The sequence below is a fragment of the Mycobacterium angelicum genome, from assembly GCF_002086155.1.
GTDB classification, from domain to species: Bacteria; Actinomycetota; Actinomycetes; order Mycobacteriales; family Mycobacteriaceae; genus Mycobacterium; species Mycobacterium angelicum.
In genome coordinates this window covers 17,147-40,349 of sequence record NZ_MVHE01000034.1, presented here as the reverse complement: position 1 = coordinate 40,349, position 23,203 = coordinate 17,147, and the positions used below count along the sequence as shown (strand labels likewise).

Annotated in this window: 21 protein-coding genes and 2 pseudogenes; 15 read left to right on the top strand and 8 right to left on the bottom strand. The window is 63.8% G+C overall.

The window, feature by feature from the left end; genetic code table 11:
- The first annotated feature begins 131 nt into the window (after positions 1-131).
- From ftsZ to BST12_RS18535, 7 genes are all read left to right on the top strand, one after another.
- Positions 132-1,280, top strand: coding sequence for a cell division protein FtsZ (gene ftsZ / locus BST12_RS18565; RefSeq protein ID WP_083114613.1), 1,149 nt, complete (start codon positions 132-134; stop codon positions 1,278-1,280).
- 90 nt (positions 1,281-1,370) lie between these two features.
- On the top strand, positions 1,371-2,078 hold the full coding sequence (pgeF, locus tag BST12_RS18560; protein ID WP_083114600.1) for a peptidoglycan editing factor PgeF: 708 nt from the start codon (positions 1,371-1,373) through the stop codon (positions 2,076-2,078).
- Between the two features lie 5 nt (positions 2,079-2,083).
- Positions 2,084-2,860, top strand: coding sequence for a YggS family pyridoxal phosphate-dependent enzyme (locus BST12_RS18555; protein WP_083114614.1), 777 nt, complete (start codon positions 2,084-2,086; stop codon positions 2,858-2,860).
- A 64-nt stretch (positions 2,861-2,924) separates the two neighbouring features.
- On the top strand, positions 2,925-3,617 hold the full coding sequence (locus BST12_RS18550; protein ID WP_083114599.1) for a cell division protein SepF: 693 nt from the start codon (positions 2,925-2,927) through the stop codon (positions 3,615-3,617).
- 195 nt (positions 3,618-3,812) lie between these two features.
- Positions 3,813-4,112, top strand: coding sequence for a YggT family protein (locus BST12_RS18545; protein WP_083114612.1), 300 nt, complete (start codon positions 3,813-3,815; stop codon positions 4,110-4,112).
- A gap of 245 nt (positions 4,113-4,357) precedes the next feature.
- Positions 4,358-5,149, top strand: a complete 792-nt coding sequence (wag31, locus tag BST12_RS18540; RefSeq protein WP_083114598.1) for a DivIVA-like cell division protein Wag31 — start codon at positions 4,358-4,360, stop codon at positions 5,147-5,149.
- Positions 5,150-5,255: 106 nt separating this feature from the next.
- A complete protein-coding gene (locus BST12_RS18535) occupies positions 5,256-5,585 on the top strand; it encodes an SUR7/PalI family protein (protein ID WP_083114597.1) in 330 nt (109 codons plus the stop codon).
- 6 nt (positions 5,586-5,591) lie between these two features.
- Here the strand turns inward: BST12_RS18535 and BST12_RS18530 are convergent.
- The 5 genes and pseudogenes from BST12_RS18530 to BST12_RS18505 all read right to left on the bottom strand — a co-directional run.
- Positions 5,592-6,335, bottom strand: a pseudogene (locus BST12_RS18530) (phosphoribosyltransferase); the annotation flags it as partial.
- 139 nt (positions 6,336-6,474) lie between these two features.
- Entirely contained in the window at positions 6,475-6,909 is a 435-nt protein-coding gene (locus BST12_RS18525) for a type II toxin-antitoxin system VapC family toxin (protein ID WP_083114595.1), read from the bottom strand.
- 3 nt (positions 6,910-6,912) lie between these two features.
- Positions 6,913-7,367: pseudogene (locus BST12_RS33525) on the bottom strand (type II toxin-antitoxin system Phd/YefM family antitoxin).
- Between the two features lie 73 nt (positions 7,368-7,440).
- Positions 7,441-8,313, bottom strand: coding sequence for a hypothetical protein (locus BST12_RS18515; RefSeq protein WP_083114594.1), 873 nt, complete (start codon positions 8,311-8,313; stop codon positions 7,441-7,443).
- 876 nt (positions 8,314-9,189) lie between these two features.
- Entirely contained in the window at positions 9,190-9,771 is a 582-nt protein-coding gene (locus tag BST12_RS18505; protein ID WP_083114592.1) for a TetR/AcrR family transcriptional regulator, read from the bottom strand.
- A gap of 65 nt (positions 9,772-9,836) precedes the next feature.
- Between BST12_RS18505 and BST12_RS18500 the strand changes: the two genes are divergently transcribed.
- Positions 9,837-11,030: a cytochrome P450 gene (locus BST12_RS18500; RefSeq protein ID WP_083114591.1), complete on the top strand. Its 1,194-nt coding sequence runs from the start codon at positions 9,837-9,839 to the stop codon at positions 11,028-11,030.
- Positions 11,031-11,044: 14 nt separating this feature from the next.
- Here BST12_RS18500 and BST12_RS18495 read toward each other — a convergent pair whose 3' ends face one another.
- The gene (locus BST12_RS18495; RefSeq protein ID WP_083114590.1) at positions 11,045-11,737 is read right to left on the bottom strand and encodes a TetR/AcrR family transcriptional regulator; all 693 of its coding nucleotides are present in this window, start codon (positions 11,735-11,737) and stop codon (positions 11,045-11,047) included.
- Positions 11,738-12,577: 840 nt separating this feature from the next.
- Here BST12_RS18495 and BST12_RS18490 point away from each other — a divergent pair.
- The 4 genes from BST12_RS18490 to BST12_RS18475 all read left to right on the top strand — a co-directional run bounded on the left by BST12_RS18490 (position 12,578) and on the right by BST12_RS18475 (position 18,243).
- Positions 12,578-15,652, top strand: coding sequence for an MMPL/RND family transporter (locus BST12_RS18490; RefSeq protein ID WP_083114589.1), 3,075 nt, complete (start codon positions 12,578-12,580; stop codon positions 15,650-15,652).
- Positions 15,653-15,698: 46 nt separating this feature from the next.
- Positions 15,699-16,139 carry a PaaI family thioesterase gene (locus BST12_RS18485; RefSeq protein ID WP_083114588.1) on the top strand — a complete coding sequence of 147 codons (441 nt, stop codon included), beginning with the start codon at positions 15,699-15,701 and terminating at the stop codon, positions 16,137-16,139.
- A gap of 55 nt (positions 16,140-16,194) precedes the next feature.
- Complete coding sequence (locus BST12_RS18480; RefSeq protein ID WP_083114587.1) at positions 16,195-17,091, top strand: alpha/beta fold hydrolase; 897 nt, start codon at positions 16,195-16,197, stop codon at positions 17,089-17,091.
- A 615-nt stretch (positions 17,092-17,706) separates the two neighbouring features.
- Entirely contained in the window at positions 17,707-18,243 is a 537-nt protein-coding gene (locus tag BST12_RS18475) for an HD domain-containing protein (protein ID WP_083114610.1), read from the top strand.
- A 10-nt stretch (positions 18,244-18,253) separates the two neighbouring features.
- Here BST12_RS18475 and BST12_RS18470 read toward each other — a convergent pair whose 3' ends face one another.
- Together BST12_RS18470 and BST12_RS18465 are read right to left on the bottom strand one after the other, a co-directional pair.
- Positions 18,254-18,721 (bottom strand): NUDIX hydrolase, encoded by a 468-nt coding sequence (locus BST12_RS18470; RefSeq protein WP_083114586.1) that lies wholly within the window; start codon positions 18,719-18,721, stop codon positions 18,254-18,256.
- 6 nt (positions 18,722-18,727) lie between these two features.
- A complete protein-coding gene (locus BST12_RS18465) occupies positions 18,728-19,528 on the bottom strand; it encodes a helix-turn-helix domain-containing protein (RefSeq protein ID WP_083114585.1) in 801 nt (266 codons plus the stop codon).
- 253 nt (positions 19,529-19,781) lie between these two features.
- Here BST12_RS18465 and BST12_RS18460 point away from each other — a divergent pair, with 253 nt between their 5' ends.
- From BST12_RS18460 to BST12_RS18450, 3 genes are all read left to right on the top strand, one after another.
- Positions 19,782-20,123 (top strand): hypothetical protein, encoded by a 342-nt coding sequence (locus tag BST12_RS18460; RefSeq protein WP_083114584.1) that lies wholly within the window; start codon positions 19,782-19,784, stop codon positions 20,121-20,123.
- Positions 20,124-20,208: 85 nt separating this feature from the next.
- On the top strand, positions 20,209-21,654 hold the full coding sequence (locus BST12_RS18455; protein WP_083114583.1) for an FtsK/SpoIIIE domain-containing protein: 1,446 nt from the start codon (positions 20,209-20,211) through the stop codon (positions 21,652-21,654).
- The gene (locus tag BST12_RS18450; RefSeq protein WP_211281299.1) at positions 21,614-23,152 is read left to right on the top strand and encodes a replication initiator; all 1,539 of its coding nucleotides are present in this window, start codon (positions 21,614-21,616) and stop codon (positions 23,150-23,152) included. Before BST12_RS18455 ends, BST12_RS18450 begins: the two co-directional genes overlap by 41 nt.
- The last annotated feature ends 51 nt before the right edge of the window (positions 23,153-23,203 follow it).

Sequence of the window (23,203 nt, the reverse complement as noted above, 5' to 3'; positions counted from 1 at the left end):
GCGTCGTACCCATACGGTTCTGGTTACGCGGAACTACTTGACATAACTCTAACTCTATGGTTGAGGTTGAGGGTTTTGCAAGCAGACACACCGCAGCGAGTACTGAGCCCACTCAGGGAGGAAGACGAATGATGACCCCCCCGCATAACTATCTGGCAGTCATCAAGGTCGTGGGTATTGGCGGCGGCGGCGTCAACGCCGTCAACCGGATGATCGAGCAAGGTCTCAAAGGCGTGGAGTTCATCGCCATCAACACCGACGCGCAAGCGCTGTTGATGAGCGATGCCGATGTCAAACTCGACGTCGGCCGCGACTCCACCCGCGGCCTGGGCGCCGGCGCCGACCCGGAAGTCGGACGCAAGGCGGCCGAGGACGCCAAGGACGAGATCGAGGAGCTGCTGCGCGGCGCCGACATGGTGTTCGTCACCGCCGGTGAGGGCGGCGGCACCGGCACCGGCGGGGCGCCCGTCGTCGCCAGCATTGCGCGCAAACTGGGGGCATTGACCGTCGGTGTCGTCACCCGGCCGTTCTCCTTCGAGGGCAAGCGGCGCAGCAACCAGGCCGAGAACGGTATCGGCGCGCTTCGGGAGAGCTGCGACACGCTGATCGTGATCCCCAACGACCGGCTGCTGCAGATGGGCGATGCCGCGGTTTCGCTGATGGACGCCTTCCGCAGCGCCGACGAGGTGCTGCTCAACGGCGTGCAGGGCATCACCGATCTGATCACCACGCCGGGTCTGATCAACGTCGACTTCGCCGACGTCAAGGGCATCATGTCCGGCGCGGGCACCGCGCTGATGGGCATCGGCTCGGCCCGCGGCGAAGGCCGCTCGCTCAAAGCCGCCGAGATCGCCATCAACTCCCCGCTGCTGGAGGCCTCCATGGAGGGTGCGCAGGGCGTGTTGATGTCGATCGCCGGCGGTAGCGACCTGGGCCTCTTCGAGATCAACGAGGCGGCCTCGTTGGTGCAGGACGCCGCTCACCAGGACGCCAACATCATCTTCGGCACCGTCATCGACGACTCCCTGGGCGATGAGGTGCGGGTCACCGTGATCGCGGCCGGCTTCGAGGCCAGCGGGCCCGGACGCAAGCCGTTGGTCAGCGAAAGCAGCAGCAGTGGTGGTGCGCACCGGATCGAGACGGCCAAGGCAGGCAAGCTCACCTCGACGCTGTTCGAGCCGGTCGATGCCGTCAGCGTGCCGATTCACACCAACGGCGCCACCTTGAGCATCGGCGGCGATGACGACGACGTCGACGTGCCGCCATTCATGCGCCGCTGAGGTCTCAATTTGCTTGCCAGTGCGCGACAAACCGGCCGCGCTCGGACAGCGTTGCGGCCTGGCCGCCAAGACATTCCGGATACTGGCTATGTGAGTGTTCACATCCGCAGGGTGACCACCACCCGGGCAGGCGGTGTGTCGGCAGCGCCGTTCGACTCTTTCAACCTGGGCGACCACGTCGGTGACGACCCGGCCGCGGTGAAGGCCAACCGGGCTCGGCTGGCCGCGGCCATTGGCCTGCCCGACGATTCCGTGGTGTGGATGAACCAGGTCCACGGTGACCGGATCGAGGTGGTCGACGGGCCGCAGAGCGCCGTGGTCGACAACACCGACGGCTTGGTGACCAATGCCCGCCGACTGGCGCTTGCGGTTCTGACCGCCGACTGCGTGCCGGTCCTGCTGGCCGACGCGCGCGCCGGTGTCGTGGGTGCGGTTCACGCCGGCCGCGTCGGTGCCCAGCACGGGGTGGTGACCCGCGCGGTGGAGACGATGCTGGACCTCGGCGCGCAGGCCGGCGACATTTCGGTGCTGTTGGGGCCCGCGGTCAGCGGTCGCAACTACGAGGTGCCCACCGCGATGGCCGACGAGGTCGAGGCCGCATTGCCGGGCAGCCGCACCACCACCGCCGCCGGCACTCCCGGTCTGGACCTGCGAGCCGGAATCGCTTGCCAGCTACGCGATTTGGGGGTGACGTCCATCGAGGTCGATCCGCGTTGCACAGTGGCCGACCGGTCCCTGTTCAGCCATCGACGCAGTGCGCCCACCGGGCGGCTGGCGTCGTTGGTGTGGATGGAATGAACGCGATGACGGTGGATCTTTCCGGGCAAGCGGATCGCCAGTCGGAATTGACGCATGCGTTGGCCGCGGTGCGATCTCGGCTTGCGGCGGCCGCGGAGGCCGCCGGGCGCAATGTCGGAGAAATTGAACTCTTACCGGTTACCAAATTCTTCCCAGCAACCGACGTAGCGATTTTGTCGCGATTGGGTTGTCGCTGCGTTGGCGAATCGCGAGAACAGGAAGCTTCGGCGAAGGTAGCCGAAGTCGCTCGGTTGCAAGGCGCCGCACCGTGGGCGGGTTCTCGCGATTTGCACTGGCACATGGTGGGCCGGATCCAGCGCAACAAAGTTCGCTCAGTATCGCAATGGGCGCACACGGTGCACGCGGCCGACAGTTCCGCGGTGGTGACCGCGCTGGATCGGGCGGTGGCCGCAGCCCTGGACGAGCACCGCCGCGAAGCCCCGATGCGGGTCTATGTTCAGGTCAGTCTCGACGGTGATGCGTCTCGCGGCGGCGTCGACATGACGGCCCCGGGGGCAGTTGACCAGATCTATGCTCAGGTGGAGGAATCGCAGAGCCTGGACCTGATCGGATTGATGTGCGTCCCGCCCCTGGGCTGGGACCCGGATCAGGCCTTTGACCGGCTGAAATCGGAGCACAGCAGGGTGCTCGAATCGTTTCCGAACGCGCTGGGACTGTCTGCGGGCATGTCCGACGACCTCGAAATCGCCGTAAAACATGGTTCCACGTGTGTGCGTGTCGGTACCGCGCTATTGGGTCCGCGGCGGTTACGGTCACCGTGAATAGTCACTGTAGTCACACCTTCATCACAGACACCAACTTTCTCAGGGCTAGAAGGGGCACGCAATGAGCACACTCCACAAAGTCAAGGCCTACTTCGGTATGGCTCCGATGGAGGACTACGACGACGAGTATTACGACGACCGTGCTCCTTCTCGCGGTTATTCACGTCCCCGTTTCGAGGACGATTACGGTCGCTATGAAGGGCGCGACTATGACGACCCGCGCCGGGATCCGCGCGGCGATCCGCGCGGGGATATTCGCAGTGATCTTCGCGGTGATCTTCGCGGCGAACCGGCCGATTACCCGCCGCCCAGCAGTTATCGCGGCGGTTACGACGAGCCGCGCTTCCAGCCCCGCGAGTTCGACCGGGCTGACATGGCCCGCCCGCGCTTCGGCTCGTGGTTGCGCAACTCCACTCGCGGCGCCCTGGCGATGGACCCACGCCGCATGGCGATGATGTTCGAGGAAGGCCACCCGCTGTCGAAGATCACCACGCTGCGGCCCAAGGACTACAGCGAGGCCCGCACAATCGGGGAGCGGTTCCGCGACGGCACGCCCGTCATCATGGATCTGGTGTCGATGGACAACGCCGACGCAAAACGCCTCGTCGACTTCGCGGCCGGGTTGGCCTTCGCACTGCGCGGCTCCTTCGACAAGGTCGCGACCAAGGTGTTCCTGCTGTCGCCGGCTGACGTCGACGTCTCCCCGGAGGAGCGTCGTCGCATCGCCGAAACCGGTTTCTACGCTTACCAATAGACCGAATTCCGCTTCCGGGCCCGGCGCGCCACAGGGTGGATCGCCGGGGCGGGCGTCTGCCCGGCCCGGCCGGAACGGGGTTAACGGCGCCCACGCGATGTGCGCCGCCGGTTCGAGTCGGTAGGCTTGCGAGGCGTCGCCTAGATGGCGGCGACAGACGTTCTTGACATCCTCATCGGTAAGGTCGGGCTTTCGTTGGTGCTGTTCTTTGAGATCCTTGGGTTCGCGCTGTTCGTCTTTTGGCTGCTGCTAATCGCCCGGGTCGTCGTGGAGTTCATCCGGTCGTTCAGCCGGGACTGGCGTCCCACCGGCTTCACGGTGGTGATCCTGGAGATCATCATGTCGATCACCGATCCGCCGGTGAAGTTGCTCCGCCGGCTGATCCCGCAACTCACCATCGGTGCGGTCCGCTTCGACCTGTCCATCATGGTGCTGTTGCTGGTCGCGTTCATCGGCATGCAATTGGCGTTCGGTGCCGCGGATAGGCCGCATTAAGGTCACCGCGCGATGAAGTTATGAGACGATTTGGCTTCGTTTTGGCGACAGTTTCTAAGGCGCGATTTCAAATCTAAGGAATGTGATTTTATGTCCTTAGACATTGAATTTCGGCCTTATTTATTACTCCAATCGGCAACCGCCGAGTCTGGTGTGACAGGATGGACGCTAGTTGCGCGACGGCTACCAGTCCGTTCTACACTTTCCAGATCGTTTGACCGTCCAGGAACTCGAGGGGACAAAGAATGCCGCTTACACCTGCCGACGTCCACAATGTGGCGTTCAGTAAGCCGCCTATCGGCAAGCGCGGGTACAACGAAGATGAGGTCGACGCCTTTCTTGACCTGGTGGAGAACGAGCTGACGCGCCTCATCGAGGAAAATTCCGATCTGCGTCAGCGGATCAATGAACTGGACCAGGAACTAGCCGCCGGGGGCGGCGGTGGTGCCACTCCGACCATTGCCCAGCCGGTTCCTACCTTCGAGCCCGAGCCTCCCGAGCCTGTCAAGCCGGCGCCGGTTGCGGCTCCCTCCGGCACGAATGAGGAACAGGCCCTGAAGGCTGCCCGGGTGTTGAGCCTGGCGCAAGACACCGCCGACCGGCTCACCGGTACCGCCAAAGCGGAGTCGGACAAGATGCTGGCCGACGCCCGCGCCAACGCCGACCAGATTCTCAGCGAGGCCCGCCACACCGCGGAGACCACGGTCGCCGAGGCACGCCAGCGCGCCGACGCGATGCTCGCCGACGCACAATCCCGGTCGGAGAGCCAGTTGCGTCAGGCCCAGGAGAAGGCCGACGCTCTGCAGGCCGACGCCGAGCGCAAGCACTCCGAGATCATGGGAACCATCAACCAGCAGCGCACCGTGCTGGAAGGCCGCTTGGAGCAGCTGCGCACGTTCGAGCGCGAGTACCGCACCAGGCTCAAGACGTACCTGGAATCTCAGCTCGAGGAACTCGGTCAGCGTGGTTCTGCTGCGCCGGTCGATTCCAGCGCGGATGCCGGCGGGTTTGAGCAGTTCAATCGGGGTAATAACTAGCCGCCGCGGGGACCCGACACGCGCGCCGCGTTACGCGGTGGTACCCGAGTCGATGATTCGGCCCTGGTAGGTTGGCAGTCGCTGCTCAGGGCTGGAGGATGACCGAATGCTGATCATTGCGCTGGTATTGGCCCTGATTGGGCTTGTCGCGCTGGTGTTCGCCGTGGTCACCAGCAATGAGCTGGTGGCTTGGGTGTGCATCGGCGCCAGCGCGCTGGGTGTGGTGCTGCTCATCATCGACGCGGTGCGCGAACGTCAGCAACGCGAAGTCGGCGGCGTAGCGGCCGAGCCAGAGGACCAGGACGAAGCCGGTACCGAAGCCGAAGCTGTCGACTACCCGGAGGAAGTTCCGGGTGAGGACGAGTCGGCCGCTGAGGAGACGGAGTCCGAGGCGACCAAGGAATCCACCGTGTCCGGTGACGAGAGCGCCAAGTAGCGACCGTCAGCCGCCTTTCAGCGCTCCGTCACTGGTAGGTGCGGCGAGGAAGCCGCGTACCTCGTCGTCGCTGACCTGATGAAAGTCGTCGTAGACCTGGCCGACGGCCTCAAACGAGGGCGGCATGGTCGCGCAGACGACGTCGTCGGCTTCAGCGGCGAGTTCCCGGCACGCGGTCTCCGGACCCACCGGAACGGCGACGACGATCCAGCGCGGGCCGGCGGCGCGCACGGCCCGCACCGCGGCCAGCATGCTCGCGCCGGTGGCGATGCCGTCGTCGACCAGGATCACGCACTTGCCCCGCGATTCGGCGACTGGGCGCCCGCCCCGATACGCCCGCTCGCGACGGCTGAGCTCGGCTGTCTCACGCTCGATGACCGCGCGGACCTGCTCATCGGTGATCTGCAGGCTGGACATCACGTTCTCGTTCATCACCACCCGGCCGCCGCTGGCCAGCGCGCCCATCGCGAGCTCAGGCCACTGCGGCACCCCGAGCTTGCGAACCAGGAACACATCGAGGTCGGCGTGCAACGCCGCGGCGACTTCCCAACCGACCGGAACCCCGCCCCGGGCGAGCCCCAGGACGAGCAACCCCTGCTTGCCGCGGTAGGGAGCGAGGTCTTCGGCGAGCACCCGGCCGGCTTCGCGCCGGTCGCGGAACCTTCGCGTCGGCGTTCGCCGAAGAAAGCCATTTGGTGGGGTCATGAGCCTCGCATTCCCGGCTGCTGGCCTCATCAAGCCTACGACCGGGTGACCGGGTCCGGGAATCGCAAAAAATTGTGTCCGAGGGGGGACTTGTCCATCTGCGACACGAGTTGTGACCTGGCGAATCGGTACCTGATCGTCGTCCGTGCTGGGGCTGACCCACTCTAGATATCGGGCGGTCGGGCTAGGGGTCGAGTTGGGCGGGGGCGACTCGGCACCCGGCAGCTTGGGCTCCGGTGTGCAGGCGTCGGTCCCAAACGGCGACGATCAGGCCGGGGACGCCGACTGCCAACGCGCTGGCCAGATGCACAGCGTCGGCTCCGCGTAAGGCATGGGCTCGGGCGAGGCGGCCGGCGTGCTGTTCGACCGTCGCGGTGAGTTCGACTGGGCGGGTGGCGGCCCAGAAGTCCTCCCAGTCGCGCTCGGTTTCGGTGAGCTCGGATTCGGTTAGGTCGTGATTGCGGGCTGCTGCGGCGAGTGCGGCGCGCACTTCGGGGTAGGCCAGGCGGCTGGACAATGCGGCGTCGCAGCCGTCCCATAGCGTGGACGCCAGCGAGCTCCCGGTCTCGGTGGTGAGAAGTTTGACGAAGGCGCTGGCGTCGAAGTAGACGAGCGGCACCGGTCAGCGCCGCTGGTCGCTGACGCGGTCAGACACCGGCCGCCGCGGTCGGGGTCCGGACCGGCCCGCAGCGACGGGCCGCTGCGCGGTGGCCCTGCCAATCACGCCTTCGGCCGTGAGACGCGCCAAGGTGCCTGCGCTGTCGAGCGCAGCGAGTCGCGCGACCGGGATCCCGCGGTCGGTGATGATGATCTCACCACCAGTCCGAGCTCGTTCGAGCCAATCGCTGAGGTGCGCGCGCAACTCGGTCACGGATACATCCACACTGTGAACTGTACACTCACCGAACCATGATTTGTACATTTCACTACTGAGCGCGACAACGACGACCGGAGAGATTGACCTGCGCAAGCCGGAGGCGTGGTGGCAACGGGCCGATACACCGATTCATCCGCGGTGCTGGCGACGCCGAGGCGGTCGATGTCATGGTGGCTGGTCACCTTGTGTCCAAGCTGCATCCGAAGGTGTTGCGGCGGAAGGTGTTTGCCGCCCCCGCGGCATCACCACCCAGCTGCGTGACCTGGTGCCCCTTCACGCTTCGAGCAGCTGGCCGTAGTCCTTTTCCCCAGCCAGCACCAGTTCGTCCGCGGTGCGGACGCCGCTGATCTTGATCGGCTTTCGCCAGGGCTCGGCGTGGGTCCAGAGCAATCCGGCGCTGATCTCGGGCATGAAGTACGCCATGGCGCCGAAGGTGGCGTCGCGACCGGGCACACCGATCCGATGGAGTTCCGATGGGTCGCCGCCGGGCGGGACGCGCATCTTCAGCACTTGCTCACCATTCTGTTCCACGATGAAGCCCTCTGTCATCCACGGCCCGCTTCCGGCGGGGTCGCTGTGGAACCTGAACGGATTCGTCGCGTCACCGCTGACCCGCGTGGCGTAGCCACCGACGCTGGGGATGTCTTCGGACAGCACGATGATCTGCATAGTGTGGACGAGTCGACGTTCCAGCGGCCCGCCCGGAAGAACGTGCTCGTACTGATGCTGGAAAGCCCTGAACGCGGCCGGCTCGCCTATCCAAAGGCGCTGGAGTGTTCGGCTGTCCTCCACGGTTCCCCGGGTGATCCGCCATAGCTGCGGATCCGGTGCCCGCTTGCCGATGAGGAACGACTTGGAGACGTTCAGCTCCTCGTCGTGGTCGGCGCTGTACCGGCGGAGGCTGTCCAGGACCTCATCCGCGGACAAGCCGCGGAGCCCTGTCACGTGCTGGAGAGCGGACTCGGGGGTGTCACCGGCGAAGGCGACCACGACGTCGTCATCGACGATCACGATCTTGAGGCACGCCGATTCCGTGTAGATCTGTCGAGTTAGTGCTTCGTTATGGGTCACGGTCACCTTGGTGTCAGCGACCATGGTGATGCGTCCCGCCCCGTCAGCGAGGACCTCGGCGATCGCAAACGTCATTGCGGCGAGTATAGAATCGACCGACCCGATTGCCCTGCGGAAACACTGGATGACTAACACGGACCGGACCCGCAGACATCTTGCCGCGGCAGTGTCGGTGACTCTTCCGTAGGTGAAGGGCCAACCTCACCATTGCCCATCAGGCGAAAGTCGTTTTCGTCGCCCGATGGATTCTTTCGTTTGACCGTCGAGAAATGCCGGTTCCGCGTCTTAGAGTTGCGACCATGGTTACTCCTCCGGTCCCGCTCCGGACGTCATCGCGACGCCCACCGGCGTGGCAACGCTGGGTGCTCAACGCGATGTACAACTTCGATCGATACGCGATCGATGATTGGCTGGGCCTCATGAGAGACCACCTCCAGCGTCCTGGGGGTGCCACCGCGATGGGGACCGCTCGTTACACCGTTGATGTTTTGCGCCACGTTAGGGCGCTCACATCGGCGACCGCGAGCCTTGCTTCACACGGCGATCCTGCAGCCCGCTCGCAATTGGCCGACGCCGCTCTGGACTTGAAGAGCGCTCTCGACAGACTTCACGAAGCGTGAGATGAGCTGCTGAAAGCCGCTGGCGCAGAATGCATTACTGATTCTGGTTAGGGGCATCCGCCAACCGGCCAAACGACAAGACGGCCAACGCATCGAGGATGTCGATGCACCCTTGCCCTTGACACCCCTTCAGGCGAGGGAACCGTCCAGAAGGTTCATCTCGGTTCGAAACTAAGAAGAAACCCACTTGACGTCCAGTAAATAGCGTAACTCATTTCTGCAGGTCACCATCAGTCTTATGGCGGGGCATTCCTGTAGGAGACGTTCAGGGACGCGGAGGTCGTTGACGATCGCTCATAACGTGCGGTCCCAAATTGGTCCCGGCGAACAGCTAGCGTGGGCGCAAGCCGAAAAATAGGACGTCATGAATAGTTCCTGCGATTAAATCTTCTTCGAGCGCATCAGCGGTGACGAGGTATGTCAGCGCGCTGATGGTGACGGCGCCGAAGAGCGCGACCGCGGCGGCCCTCGCGTTGTCGGTGGCCACGAGTGAACCGTCGGCAGCGCCCGCACAAAGCAGCGTCTCCACAGGTTCGAAGTAGGCAGTGCCGATCATGTCGGCGATCACGGGCATGCGGGCAGCACGGCCGAGTTCTCCGATCAGTGCACGGCAGACCGCGGGCCGCTGGGCCATCACCCGCAATTGCGCGCTGATCACGGCGTGCAGACGTTCGGCGCCGCTGCCTTCTCCGTCGACGATCGTGGTGACCTCGTCTGCGACGTGCTGCAGGGTGTCCTCAAGGAGGAACGCCAGGATTTCTTCTTTGCCCGCGAAGTAGTAATAGAGCGTGGCTTTGGCGATGCCTGTGGCTGCAGCGACGTCCTCGATCTTGGTGTCGTTGAGTCCACGCTCGGCAAAGAGTTCGGCTGCGCCCGGCAACCGGTCGGCAATCTGAGCGGGAATCTTCCGCATGAAACCCTCCCCTCGGTTTAAACTCTGAGTCTAAACTGATGTTCTGCAATGTGGCAGGAGATGAAATGTCGACGGTGCAGCTTCGCTACGACCCCTTTGATGCGGGCATCCAGAACGACCCCTATCCCATTTACCGTCAGCTGCGCGACGAAGCCCCGGTGTATCGCGCGGTCGATTCGTGTACGTGGGTCCTTAGTCGGCACGAGGATGTCGTCGGCGCGCTCCTTGATCATCACAGCTACTCGTCGGTGGACGGAATTTTTCCGACTCCGCCGGGCTCTACTTTTCACGAATCGTTGCTTCCCATGATGATTTTGATGGATCCGCCGCGGCATGATCAGCTGCGCGCGCTGGTGAGCAAGGCGTTCACCCCACGTCGGATTGCGGCGCTGAATAGCGGCATTGAGGACCTGGCCGATCGTTTGTCGGATTGCCTTGACCATGGGGCGGGTTCGGCCGATTTTGTCTCTGAGTTCGCAGCCGTGCTGCCGGCGATGGTGATCGCCGATCTGCTGGGCGTGCCCCGCGAGGACCGTGATCAGTTCCGCCAGTGGTCCAATACCATGGTCCAGTCCAATCCGGCCCGCGGCGAGACCGGCGACGGTCTGGCGGCGGCTGCCTGCATCTATGAGTATTTCACCGGCTTCCTCGCTGAACGGCGCCGCCAACCGCGCGGCGATTTGATGTCGGCATTGGTGTGCGCCGAGATCGACGGGAAGCGCCTCAGTGACGATGAACTCCTGGGGTTTTGCCTCTTGCTGCTGATCGCCGGCCACGAGACCACCTCCAATCTGCTCGGCAATGCGGCGGTGATACTGGCCAACCATCGACACATCCGCCACCGAATGGCAGCCGACAACAGCTTGCTCGGTCCCGCAGTCGAGGAACTGCTCCGATACGACTCACCGGCGCAAGGACTTTCACGAACCCTGACCCGGGACGTCGCGCTACACGGAGTCACGATGTCAAGCGGTGATTCGGTGCTGTTGCTATTCGGCTCGGCTAACCGCGACGAGCGGGTGTTCCGCGATCCCGACGTATTCGACATCGGTCGCAAACCCGAGCATCAAGTGGCGTTCGGCAGAGGCGTCCACTTCTGCCTCGGCGCGTCGTTAGCACGGATGGAGGCCCGAATAGCGCTGCGCGCCCTGCTGGCCCGCGTGCCCAACTGGGAAGTCGACCTGGTACACGCGCAGCGACTGCGTTCAGGACCCATCCGGGGGTATCTGTCGTTGCCGATCATGTGGTCTGCGGACTAGATTTTGCCCAAAGACTAGACCGAGCCGCGTTTGCGGGGCCGTGTCCCGGCGGTTCGCGGATGTGGCTTACTTTGTGGGTCCGGCGGCTTGGCGGTGTGGGCAGCCAAGAAGTCATCAACAATGCGCGCGCAGTCTTGATGATCGATGGCACGCAGGCCGGTCAGCCGAGCGAAGGCGACAGGCCCCACGAGCTGACACAGGATCAGCTCGAGGTCGAACTCATCGAGTTCGCCACGGGCCTCAGGACTCTGCAGAAGGGCATCGAACGGATGCCGGTAGTGATCGATGATCCGCGCTCGCAGTGCATGACGGTCGTAATTGTCCGCTGTGCTGTCCGGTGTGGGGCCCAGCGCCACCCAGGCCAAGGTGGTCACCTGCAGCGGTGCCTCTTGGAAGAGCGTGGCTTGCCGGCTGAGCAACTCAATGAGTTGGTCCCGCAATGATCCAGTCCCCGGCGGGGGTGTGACCTGTGGCAGCAGCCGCTCAAACGTGGCAGCAAGGAGCTGAGTCGAGCTGCTGAAGTGTCGATACAGTGTGGTGCGCGCGACCTTGGAGGCTTTGGTGACCGCGTCGATCGTGACGGCTTCGATGCCGCCCGCGCTGAGAAGTTTGGTGGCCGCGTCCAATAGCCGGGTCCGCGACCGCTGTCGACGCGGGTCGACGTCGTCATCGTCTTCGGCCGGGAATTCAACGGCTTCGCGCTCCACATCGCCACGGTAAACCCCGGGGGCGCGTGATCCCTAAGAAATGACGCACCTACGCGTGTGTCGATTTGCCTCGCCGCCACTCTGTACGTGACGATACTGCTGGTATCGCAGCGATACTATTAGTACACTTACGGGTAGACCGCGTCGCATACGAAGGGAGGAATCGTAATCACGCACCCTATCGATGGAGCGTGGTGCAGTCGCTCCACCGCGCCGTCTGCGCTCGCTGGTTCGCGTGCTTGTCGAACGAAATTTCGCAACGTGCGCCACAAGCCGTCGCCGGAAGTCACAACGAATCAGGAGGGTCTGAAATGAGGCTAGAACTTCCACTGAGCAGGGCCCAATGGTGGTGGACCCGCGCCGTCCACCGTGTCACGGTCGCCACCCACACGGTTACCAGCCTGGTGCATGGAACAACGGCGGCGGGCCAAACCTCGGTACGCCCACGCCACTACCCGCCGCGCTCGTGCTCGTACCTGGACAACGACCTCATGGAGCGGGAAATGTACGACCATGCACGCGATAAGCCGACCAACAAAATCTCTCGGCCTTGATTTGCCCGGGGCGGCCCGTGAAGACTACGCAGGGACCTCATCACGCCTGCGACACCGAACGCCCAAACTAATTCTGCGCAAATGGATCACCTAGTGCGGGACTGGACGCGGTCAATCACGAATGATCATCTCGAATCAGCGATCGCGGTGATTGCCGGCGAGTCTCTACTGGGCTCGCGCGTGCGGCAGCGACGCGTCACGGCGGAGGTTTCGGCGAGCACACAAAAGGGTACTGATAGTACCGGTGCGATACCGTTGGTACTCAAATTTACGTCGCGGGGGCGAAATGGCGAACGAGGGGCGGGATTCTGCAGGCACGGCCACTTTGCACCGGCCCGTTCGAGAGCGACCCCTAAAGGTCGCGGCCAGCGAGGGTGCCTACAGTGACCGGCTAGCAGCCCTGGCGGGTTTCACGATTCGACACAAGGCGCTGGTTATCGCCGTGTGGATCTTCACGGCTGGCGCCCTGGCGCTAATCTTTCCGCAACTGGAAACCGTTGTTAGACAACAGTCGGTAGATCTGATACCGCGTGACGTTCCGTCATTTCAAACAGTGGACCGCATGAGCGCGGCATTCAACGAGCAGGGGTCTAAGACGACGCTGTTGGTGGCGATGGAGGATCCAGCCGGGCTAACTCCGCCGGTACGCCAGCGCTATAACACGATGATTTCGCGGCTGCGTAGCGACTCCAAGCACGTGCGGCTAGTGCAGGATTTGATAGCCGACCCCGTCACCGCCGCCCAGGCGGTCAGCCAGGACCGTAAAGCCTGGTACGTGCCGGTCGGAGTTGTGGGAACGCTCGGCGATCCCGCCGCTGCGGAATCGGTGCAAGCAGTACGCGCTATCGCCACTGAGGAGTTCAGCGGCTCCACCACTACCGTTCGCGTAACAGGTCCCCCAGCGACGTTCAGCGACCAAATCAACTCGGCTGAAAAAGATTTAGTCTTTATCTCCATCGCGACCGCAGGCCTGATCGCAGTGATCCTGCTGATCGTGTATCGATCAGTGTTCACAGCGTTACTGCCGCTCCTAGTGATCGGCATAAGCCTCGCCGTGGGGCGTGGAGTGCTATCGGCGCTCGGTGAACTGGGCATGCCGGTATCAGAGTTCACCATCGCGTTCATGATGGCGATCCTGCTAGGCGCCGGCACCGATTATTCGGTGTTCTTGATCAGTCGATATCACGAGCAGCGAAGGCAAGACGTCCCAGCCGGTCCCGCCGTGATCCATGCAACCGCCACCATCGGACGGGTCATCTTGGCCTCGGCCGCCACCGTAGCATTCGCCTTTCTGGCCATGGTGTTCGCGAAACTGAGCGTATTCGCCGCCTTGGGCCCCGCATGCGCTATCGCTGTTTTCGTCGGCGTTGCGGCCACGGTGACGCTCTTTCCCCCCGTGCTGGCGCTGGCCGCCAAACGGGGCATCGGTGAACCCAAAGCCGACCGCACCCGTCGCTATTGGAACTGGATCGCGGTGGCCGTAGCCCGGCGACCCGCTCCACTGCTGGCCGCCAGCCTCGCCATCGTGCTAGCCCTCGCGGCTCTCGCGCTGACCATGCGGATCAGCTACGACGACCGCAAAGGACAGCCGTCTACCACCGCCAGCAACGAGGGGTATCACCTGCTGGACAGGCACTTTCCTAAAGACATCGTCATCACCGAATTCATGGTGGTTGAATCGCCTAACGATATGCGGACCAGCCGAAGCCTCGCGGATCTGGATGAAATGGCTTCTCGGGTCTCGCAACTACCGGGCGTCACAAAAGTTCTTGGTGTCACCCGCCCGACCGGAGCACGGCTCGACCAAGCCCAGCTGTCCTGGCAAAACGGCCAAATCGGCCACAAGATGGCCGACGCCGTCGCGGACGGAGACGCCCGCAAGGCCGATCTGGCGAAACTCACCAACGGAGCCGACCAACTCGCCGGTGGTCTCGCACAACTTGACACCACCTTGCGCACGGCCTTGACACCGCTGAGCGCCATCCTCACCCAAGCCCAAACCTCGGGAGCGGAACTTCAACGGTTACGGCCTCTAATGCAACAGCTTTCGGCCACCGCGCCAGGTGTAGACCAGGCCATCCGATCAGGGCCCGGGCTGCGGGCACAAGCCGAACAAGCCCAAAACGCCATCGCGACAATCGACCAGCTCGTCGGTGCGCTCAACACCGCCCCGTGGTGTGCCACCACACCCGAATGCACCCAGATCCGCGACCAGGTGCAGATCCTGGCGACCCTACGCAACAACGGGTTTTTCAGCCAACTTGCCAGCCTGAGCGACCTCTACCAGCCGGGCGGCGACCGCACCGTCGCAGGTACGCTGACCGACGTCCAAAATGCGGTCACCTCGCTAGACAAAGCCTTCGGAGCCCTCGGCGACCCCACCGACTTAGCTGGCAGCATCCGCCGCCTCCAAAGCGGCATCAGTCGACTGGCCTCCGGCGCACAAGCTCTGGCCACCGGCGTACACACCCTCGCCGATAGCAACATCCAAATGCTGTCCGGTATGAGTCAAATCGCGGCCCAACTACAGAATTCCGCGCGCGCCAGCGCCGGGTCCGACTACGCCACCGGCTTCTACCTACCCGCCGACGCCTTCGAGAACCGCCAATTCGCCGACGTCGCCAAGCAATTTCTGTCTCCCGACGGAAGGACCGCACGTTTCGCCATCGAGTCCAGTTATGACCCTTACAGCAGCGAAGCGATGAACCTCGCCCACAAGATCACCGATGTAGCAAACGCCGCGCGGCCCAACACTTCCCTGGCAAACGCCAGCGTGTCGATAGCAGGATTTCCCGCAGTCAACTCCGACATCCAACGCCTCCTGTCCGGCGACTTCCGTCAACTAGCCATCGCCACCCTCCTCATCGTCGGCATCATCCTGGTTGTGCTGCTGCGCGCCCTCGTGGCCCCGCTGTACTTGCTGGGCACGGTCGTGCTCAACTACGCCGCCGCGCTTGGACTCGGGACGCTAGTCTTCCAATACGGTCTTGGCTATGAAATCGCCTGGCCCGTACCGCTGCTCGCGTTCATAATCCTGGTAGCGGTCGGCGCCGATTACAACATGCTGCTCATCTCGCGACTGCGTGAAGAATCTGCCCACAACATCCGTGTCGGCGTCCTGCGGACCGTCGCAAACACCGGCTCAGTGATCACCTCGGCAGGACTCATCTTCGCCGCCAGCATGTTCGGACTCATGTTCGGCTCAATCGCAATCATGATTCAAGCCGGATTCATCATCGGCTGCGGACTACTCCTCGATACCTTCGTCGTTCGCACACTCACGGTGCCCGCGATCGCCACACTACTGCGCGAAGCAAGCTGGTGGCCGCAACGGAAACCGATAACTGCCAACCGCACATGACACGGAAATCGACGGCGACATCGATGAACTGCGTAAGTTAGTGAAAATGCAATTCGCCCGGGTCGACGAACGGATCGCCGCAGAGATGCTCAATGCGGCCACGACCGCAGGAGGACTCGCGAGCTACCTCAACTTCCGCCACACCCAGCTCGTCGCAGGCCGATTGGTCGCCGAGATGGATGCCCTGGAAGACCTGCTCACGCCGTTCGGCAATCTGCACGGCGGATGCCTGTCCGCCATGGTGGACCACTGCCTCGGCGTGCTGTTCTCTCCGGTGATCCCCGCCGGTTCTTGGTTCGCCACAACAGAGTTCAAGTTGAACTTGCTGCGGCCAGTGTCCAGCGGACTATGTGTGGCTGTGGCCGACATCATTTCGTTGGCCAACCGTAGCGGCGCCGCGCGTGCCGACATCACCAATGACGGCAAGGCGGTGTGCGCCGCCCACGGCACGGTTACAGTCGCCAGCACAAAGAGAAACGGGCCGTGACGAGGGTCATACACGACTGTCCATACAACAACTCGCCGATTGGGAACCGCAGCCCATGACACTGACCCGAGAGCGCATCTGCACCGATGACGGCGTCACCCTCGCTGCAGATTGCTACCGGCACGCCTCACCCCGACCCGTGGTACTGCTTCTCCACGGCGGCGGTCAGAACCGTCACGCGTGGGCCTCCACAGCGCGCCGACTTCATGCCCACGGCTACACCGTTGTCGCCTACGATGCACGGGGCCACGGCGACAGCGACTGGGACCCAAGCGGACAGTATGACGTAGAACGGTTCGTATCCGATCTGATCTCGGTTCGAGGACACGTCAGTGCCGACCGTCCCCCCGCCGTAGTAGGCGCATCGTTGGGCGGGATGATTGTCCTCGCTTCGCACCTGCTGGCACCACCCGATCTGTGGGCGGCTGTCGTATTGGTCGACATCACGCCACGGATTGAATTTCATGGGGCCCGTCGCGTCGTGTCATTCATGGCTGCTCACCCCGACGGATTCGGCACGCTCGATGATGCTGCCGACGCGATCGCCGAGTACAACCCGCGCCGTGCGCGGCCCGATGACCTCGACGGCCTACGCAAGGTGCTACGGCAACGTGGCGACGGCCGATGGATCTGGCGCTGGGACCCGGCTTTCATCAGCTCCAACTTCGATTTTCTTCAGGGTGACCTTCTGTCAGGCAACAACGAGTTCGATGCCATGGGCGAATTTCTCGTCGAAGGAGCCCGCCGCATCATCGCGCCAACGCTTCTAGTACGTGGAGCACTTTCAGACGTCGTCTCCCAACAGAACGTCGACGAATTCCTAGAAGTGGTAGCGCACGCCGAAACGGTTGATGTGAGCGGCACAGGTCATATGGTCGCCGGCGACGACAATGACGCATTCACCGCCGCGGTCGCCGACTTCCTCGACCGCACAACCGGGATTGCATCGTGAGGACGTATAAACTCTCCGCCCTGGACCAAGATCTGGCCCGGATAGCGCCGACTGGAGCTGCCGCCACTCCCCATCGCGTCGGCGGGTGCACAGCGCCGCCCTGCTGATCTAACTTGCAAATTGATTTCGATGTCGGGACGCAATTGCCGCCACAGCGGCCCTGGCTACCGCTTTGCCTAGCCCTGCTTTCCACAATTTACGTCGGGGCTCAGCCATTTTCGTCAGCCGCAAGGTCGTGCCGAGCCACTCGGACTTGATACCAGTAAAGAAAGTTCTCACATCGCATGTCAGAGGCGGTGGATGCGTGTTGATGCGCCTGCTGTCCGTGGTGGCGCGATGCGGCGGCGTTGCGAGGGCAGCTTCGCCTTGTCGTGATGCAGAGGTGCTGAGAGCAGCGAGATGCGGCGCTGATTGAAGCGGGCAGGCGGGTGTGGTGGTGGATGGCGGGCGAAGCGTAGCGACCGGCGCGGACGGGAGCGCCAGCGGACGGAAGCAGAGGGAGCGTAGCGAAGCCCGCAGGTAGCCGGCGGATTTTGCGGGCTCTGCGGTCAGGGCTGCGCTAAGCATCCGATGTGGGATCTGCCCCGCGACGATGCGACTCGTAGGCTGGCGAGTGTGAGCGAGGTTCTGGCGCAGCGTGCGCAGCGGGAGGCCGAGGCGCGACTGGCGGGGCAGCCTCAGCGGTTGGCGCATGTGCGGGGGGTCGTGAAAGCAGCGCAGCAGGTTGGTCGGCATTTCGATGCAGCGACTGCTGATTGTTTGGTGGCGGCGTCGTGGTTACACGATATCGGCTACGCGCCGTCGGCGCGCCGGACGGGTTTTCATCCGCTTGACGGCGCGGAGTTTGCCCGGTCGGCCGGCTTTGGGGAGCTAGTTGCGTCGTTGGTGGCGTTTCATAGCGGGGCACATTTGGAGGCTTCCGAGCGCGGTCTGCAGGGGTTGTCGGAGTTCGGTGATCCGCCCAGCGACGTTTTGGATGCGTTGACGTTTTGTGATTTGACGACCGGGCCGGACGGGTCGCCGGTGTCGGCTGATGATCGACTAAGCGAGGTGTTGGCTCGCTATGGGCCTGACGATCCGGTGCATCGCGCGGTCGACGCGGGGCGTGAAGAGCTATTAGCCGCGGTCCGGCGAGTGCGAAACTGGCTCTAACCGACATGGGTCAGCCGAGATAGGGACTGTCGCGGTGCTGTAGGTAGTGGTCGATGCGCAGTCGCATCGACGGGTGCATATCCAGGGTGGTGATGTCGTCGGGGTGGGCCCAGGCGATGTCGGTGCTTTCGTGGTCGATGGCCAGCTCACCGCCGAGCAGGGTGGTGGTGAAGCACAGGGAGAACTGTTGGCGGACTTCGCCGTCGGTGAACGCCACGACGTGATGGGGGTTGGTGTAGACGCCAACCAGGGCGGTGACTTCGACGTCGAGACCGGTTTCTTCTTTGACTTCGCGCACGGCGGTGCCTGCGATGGTTTCCCCGATGTCGTGCCCGCCACCGGGTAACGCCCACAAGGTGTTGTCGCGGCGTTTGACCAACAGAATGCGGCCTTGTTCGTCGGTGACGATGGCCGAGGCGGACGGGACCACACTATTGGGCTGGGGAGCGTCGGGGTCGTTGTAGTAGTCGGTGCGCATTGGGGGTCAGCCTTTCGCGGGCAGTGGGGTGGCGTGGTCCCAGACACGGGCAAATGCTTGTTCGAGGGTGGCCCAGAGTCTGGGGTCGTGGTGGCGGGACAGCACGAGCACGGGATTGTTGCGTCCCGGTGAGCCGTAGATGTGGAAGTTGACGATCATGGTGTCGTCGACCCGGAAGGTTGACGTGTACAGCGTGGTGTCGTGGGTGCGGATGTGCAGCCCCGGTGTGCCGGCGTGCGGGGTGAGTAGTTCGACGGAGGTGCGGCAGCGTGCGATGACGGCTTCACCGATGCCTTCTTCCTCACCGCGCAGGATCGTGGTGGCGCCGTCGGGGTCACCGATGAGGAATCGGACCTGAACACCACGGGCGGCGGCGTCGAGCAGGGTGTCGAGAAATCCGTCGAGCGTGTCGAACAGGAACGTGGCCGCCAAGACGAGGATGTCGACACCTGTGGTGGCGCCGGCGAAATGCTGCTGCCACGCGGTGATCGGTAACTGCGTGCGGCTGGCGTACAGCGTCGCGGTGAATGGCACGCCCGGGTTTGTCGCCAGCGCGCGTGCGGTAAAGGGTTGGAACTGGTTGGGCCACAGGTCGTGCGGGGTGCAGCCGAGCACGTCGGCGGCGCGACGTGCGTTATCGTCGCGGACGTTGTAGTCGGTGTTGGCTAGCCACCGGCGCACCGTTTTGACATCCACGCCCACCGCAGTGGCGAACCGCCCATGGGACAGCCCCCTGGCGTGGAGCCGTTGCGTGAGGCGATCGTTGGGGATCATTGCGGTGTCGGTGCAACCGTCCTGATCATCCATCGTCTCGGCACATGTCCTTCGGTGTCGATCCTGTGCATCACTAGCGCGTGGTTCTTAGTTTGCCATGGGACTGGCGCGTCCCCGCAGCGGTGATGTCTGTGATGTCGGCAGCGATGTCCCTGTCGTGTGCCGAAATGTCTGGGGTCGTGTCGGCAACGCCTGCAAACGTCGCTCGCAATGTCCGCGGTGTCCACGTGAACTGATTCCAGCGCCTCACCGGGCGCATTCAGATCACGAAAGGAACAGCAGGACAATGCGTTTGAGAATTGATACATCGGGGACGCGGTTCATTGTTACCAGGGCGGCCGAGCCGCGGCTGAATTTCGAGACCGGCAGCCCGAAAGTCGACACCGCGACGGGAGTGCCGCTATACGCCGCCCAGCTGCTGGCGTTGGATGACACCGGCGGCGAAGTACTCAATGTGACCGTAGCCGGTGACCCGAAAATTGGTGTGACACAGCAGGTGTCGGTGTCAGGACTGGTAGCCATTCCGTGGGCTCAAGGTGACCGCAACGGTGTGGCCTTCCGCGCTGATGCCATCACCCCCACCGCCCCCGCTGCTGCGCCCAGCGACCAGGCCCGCCAGCAGAAATAATCCGAGCGTTGGGGCTTGGCGCCCGGACGGTCGCGCCCCAGCACGGGTCTGCTAGCGGCCAAATCACCCATGAAAGGCACCTGCCATGGCACCAAACAATAAGCATACCAACAACTCTGGGTCGACTCATGACGATTGGTTCGAAGACCTCATGCTATCCCTGGCCAAGGCCGCAGGATACTTGCTGTGGTGGTCGATTCTGTTCCCCGCGCTCAGTATCCCCGTCGTCGCGAGCCTGGCGATCGCCATCACCCACGGCCTATGCCCGGGCCTGATCACTGCCATCGCGTGCGGCGCTGCCTATACGGGGTGGGCATGGCTCGACGCGCGGTCGTTTCGCGCCTGGGTGAGCGAACCGGTGCGACACCGCTGGCTGACCTGGTCTCGCTACACCCGCACCTGGGAATCGGTGTGCACCCTGCACGGACTCACCGCCCGCCTGGGTGAACGCACCCTCGTGCCGACCCTGCAGTCGGTACAGATTGGCAAGAAAACCGATGCACTGCAGCTGCGCATCGTAACCGGCCAATCCCTGACTGACTGGCACAAACAAGCCGACGCGCTGGCCGCGGCTTGGCGCGCCGAGCGGATCACCATCGTCTCGACCGCGCCCGCAGAGCTGCGCATCACCCTCATGCGCGGCGACGTGCTGGCTGACCCCGTCGACCTACCCATGCCCACATCGACAACCGCAGTGGATTTACGGGCGGTGCGGGTCGGGATCACCGAAAACCGCCACTGGTGGCATGTGCCCCTGCTGGGCCACCATGTGTTGATCGCCGGGGCCACCGGGGCCGGCAAAGGCAGTGTGTTGTGGTCACTGATCGCCGGGATCGCCCCCACCGTGAAAACCGGCCTCGTACGGCTGTGTGTCATCGACCCCAAAGGCGGCATGGAACTGGGCGCCGGCGCACCCATGTTCACCGTGTTCACCCACGATGCCACCGACACCACCGTGCACCTGTTGCGCCAACTGGTGGAGGTGATGCACGCGCGGGCGAAACGGCTGCGCGGCCACACCCGACTGCACACCCCCACCCCATCCGAACCGCTGTTCGTGGTGGTTATCGATGAGATCGCCGCGCTCACAAGCTACGTCACCGACCGCAAAAGCCGCACCGAGATCGAACAACTCCTCGCCCTGCTGCTCTCCCAGGGGCGAGCGGTCGGAATCAGCGTGGTTGCCGCGGTGCAAGACCCAGCCAAAGACACCCTGCCCGTGCGGCAACTGTTCACCGTCCGCATCGGGCTGCGTCTGACCGAAGCCAGCCAAACCACCATGGTCCTGGGCCAAGGTGCACGCGACGCCGGTGCGGAATGCGACCGCATCGCTGACGCCAGCCCCGGTGTCGGCTATGTGCTCATCGACGGCAGCGCCCAACCAGTACGGGTGCGGGCGTTCCATGTCACCGATCGCGACATCATCAACCTCGCCACCCGGTTCCGCCGGCCTACCGGCCGGCCAAGCCCCAACAGGCAGCCGAGAAAGGATGACAGTGGCCAGGCATCGGGTGAGGGCGGCCGTGAGTAGCGCCGAGACACCGACGCACCTCGCCCTGCCCGGGGTTCCTGACACCGTCGACGCCGCCAACGTGGTGGAGCAGATGGTGCGCCGCGCGTCCTCAATGGGATTCGAATCGTGGTGGCGGCGCGCGGAATCCGTTGGCTTCTGCGCCCACCCCATTCAACTCACGGGTACAGACGAGTTCGGCCGCGATCGGGTGGTGTGGACACGGTGCAATAACCGCCGCGCCCAGATCTGCCCGTCGTGCTCAGACCTGTACGCGCGCGACACGTGGCAACTCGTGCACGCTGGCATCGCGGGCGGGCACCACGGCATCCCCGAAGAAGTGGCGGATCGCCCGCAGGTGTTCGTCACTCTGACCGCGCCCAGCTACGGGCCGGTCCACGCCACCTCACGTGCAGGCGACAATCGGCTCCGGGTGTGCCGCGACCACCAAGGGACTGGCGGCTGCCGCCGCTGCCCTCATGGAAAACCACTGTGGTGCAGCACAACCCACGGAGAAGGTGACGTCCACGTGGGACAGCCGATCTGTGCGGAGTGTTACGACTACACCGGGCATGTGCTGTTCACCTGGAACATGCCCGAACTGTGGCGACGCTTCACCATCACCCTGCGACGCACGCTGCGCCGCCAGCTACGCGCCTCGGGTGCCGACCCGGATGCGGTGCGGGTCAGCTTCATCAAAGTCGTCGAGCTGCAAGCCCGGCTCGTCCCGCATATTCATGCCCTGATCCGCCTCGACCCGCACGACAGCGATAACTGCGGTGGTCAGGAGTGGCAAGCGCCCCTCACGGCCATCGAAATGGCCACCATCATCCAACAGGCGGCTCGAACCGTGGCCGTGACGGTCACCGATTCATCCTCAGATACCGCGACACGCGTCATCAGGTTCGGCACACAAGTCGACACCCAGCCCATCGAGAACCGGCACGCTGGCACGGACAGCCTTGCTGTGCAGGAGGATTCACCACACGGCCGGGTGCTGCCAGGCCGCCGCGTAGCTCGCTACCTCGCGAAATACGTCACCAAATCCCTAGCTGACGTCGGGATCAGCGCGCGACGCATCTCCACCGAAGCCATTGCCGACCTGGATGTGTCCGATCACGTCCGGGCGATCCTGACCACCATCAGCCAACTCGCCGATAGGGGAATGGCCGGTGTCGGCCGGTGGCTGCACACCTTGGGCTACCGGGGCCACATCACCAGCAAATCCCGCCGCTACTCCACGACGATGACCGCGCTACGCGAACATCGCGCCACCTGGACACGTGAACAGCGTCTGAAAAGTACTGCACACCAACATGGTTTCGGCTTCAACTCCACCGATGACGATGATCTGGTGGTGTGGGATTTTGACCGTGCCGGCCTCACCAGCCTCGGCGACCGCACGCTCGTGAACTCCGCGGCTCTCCGAGGCATGGAAACCCGCCGGATCGGACTGATGGAAGTCCGTGGCCGAGCTCGCAACCAACGACGGGATTCGCCAGGGGGCAGCGATGGCTGACAGCCCCCGAACAGCACATGCCCGGTCCGAGCGCGACGCTCGAATCGATGC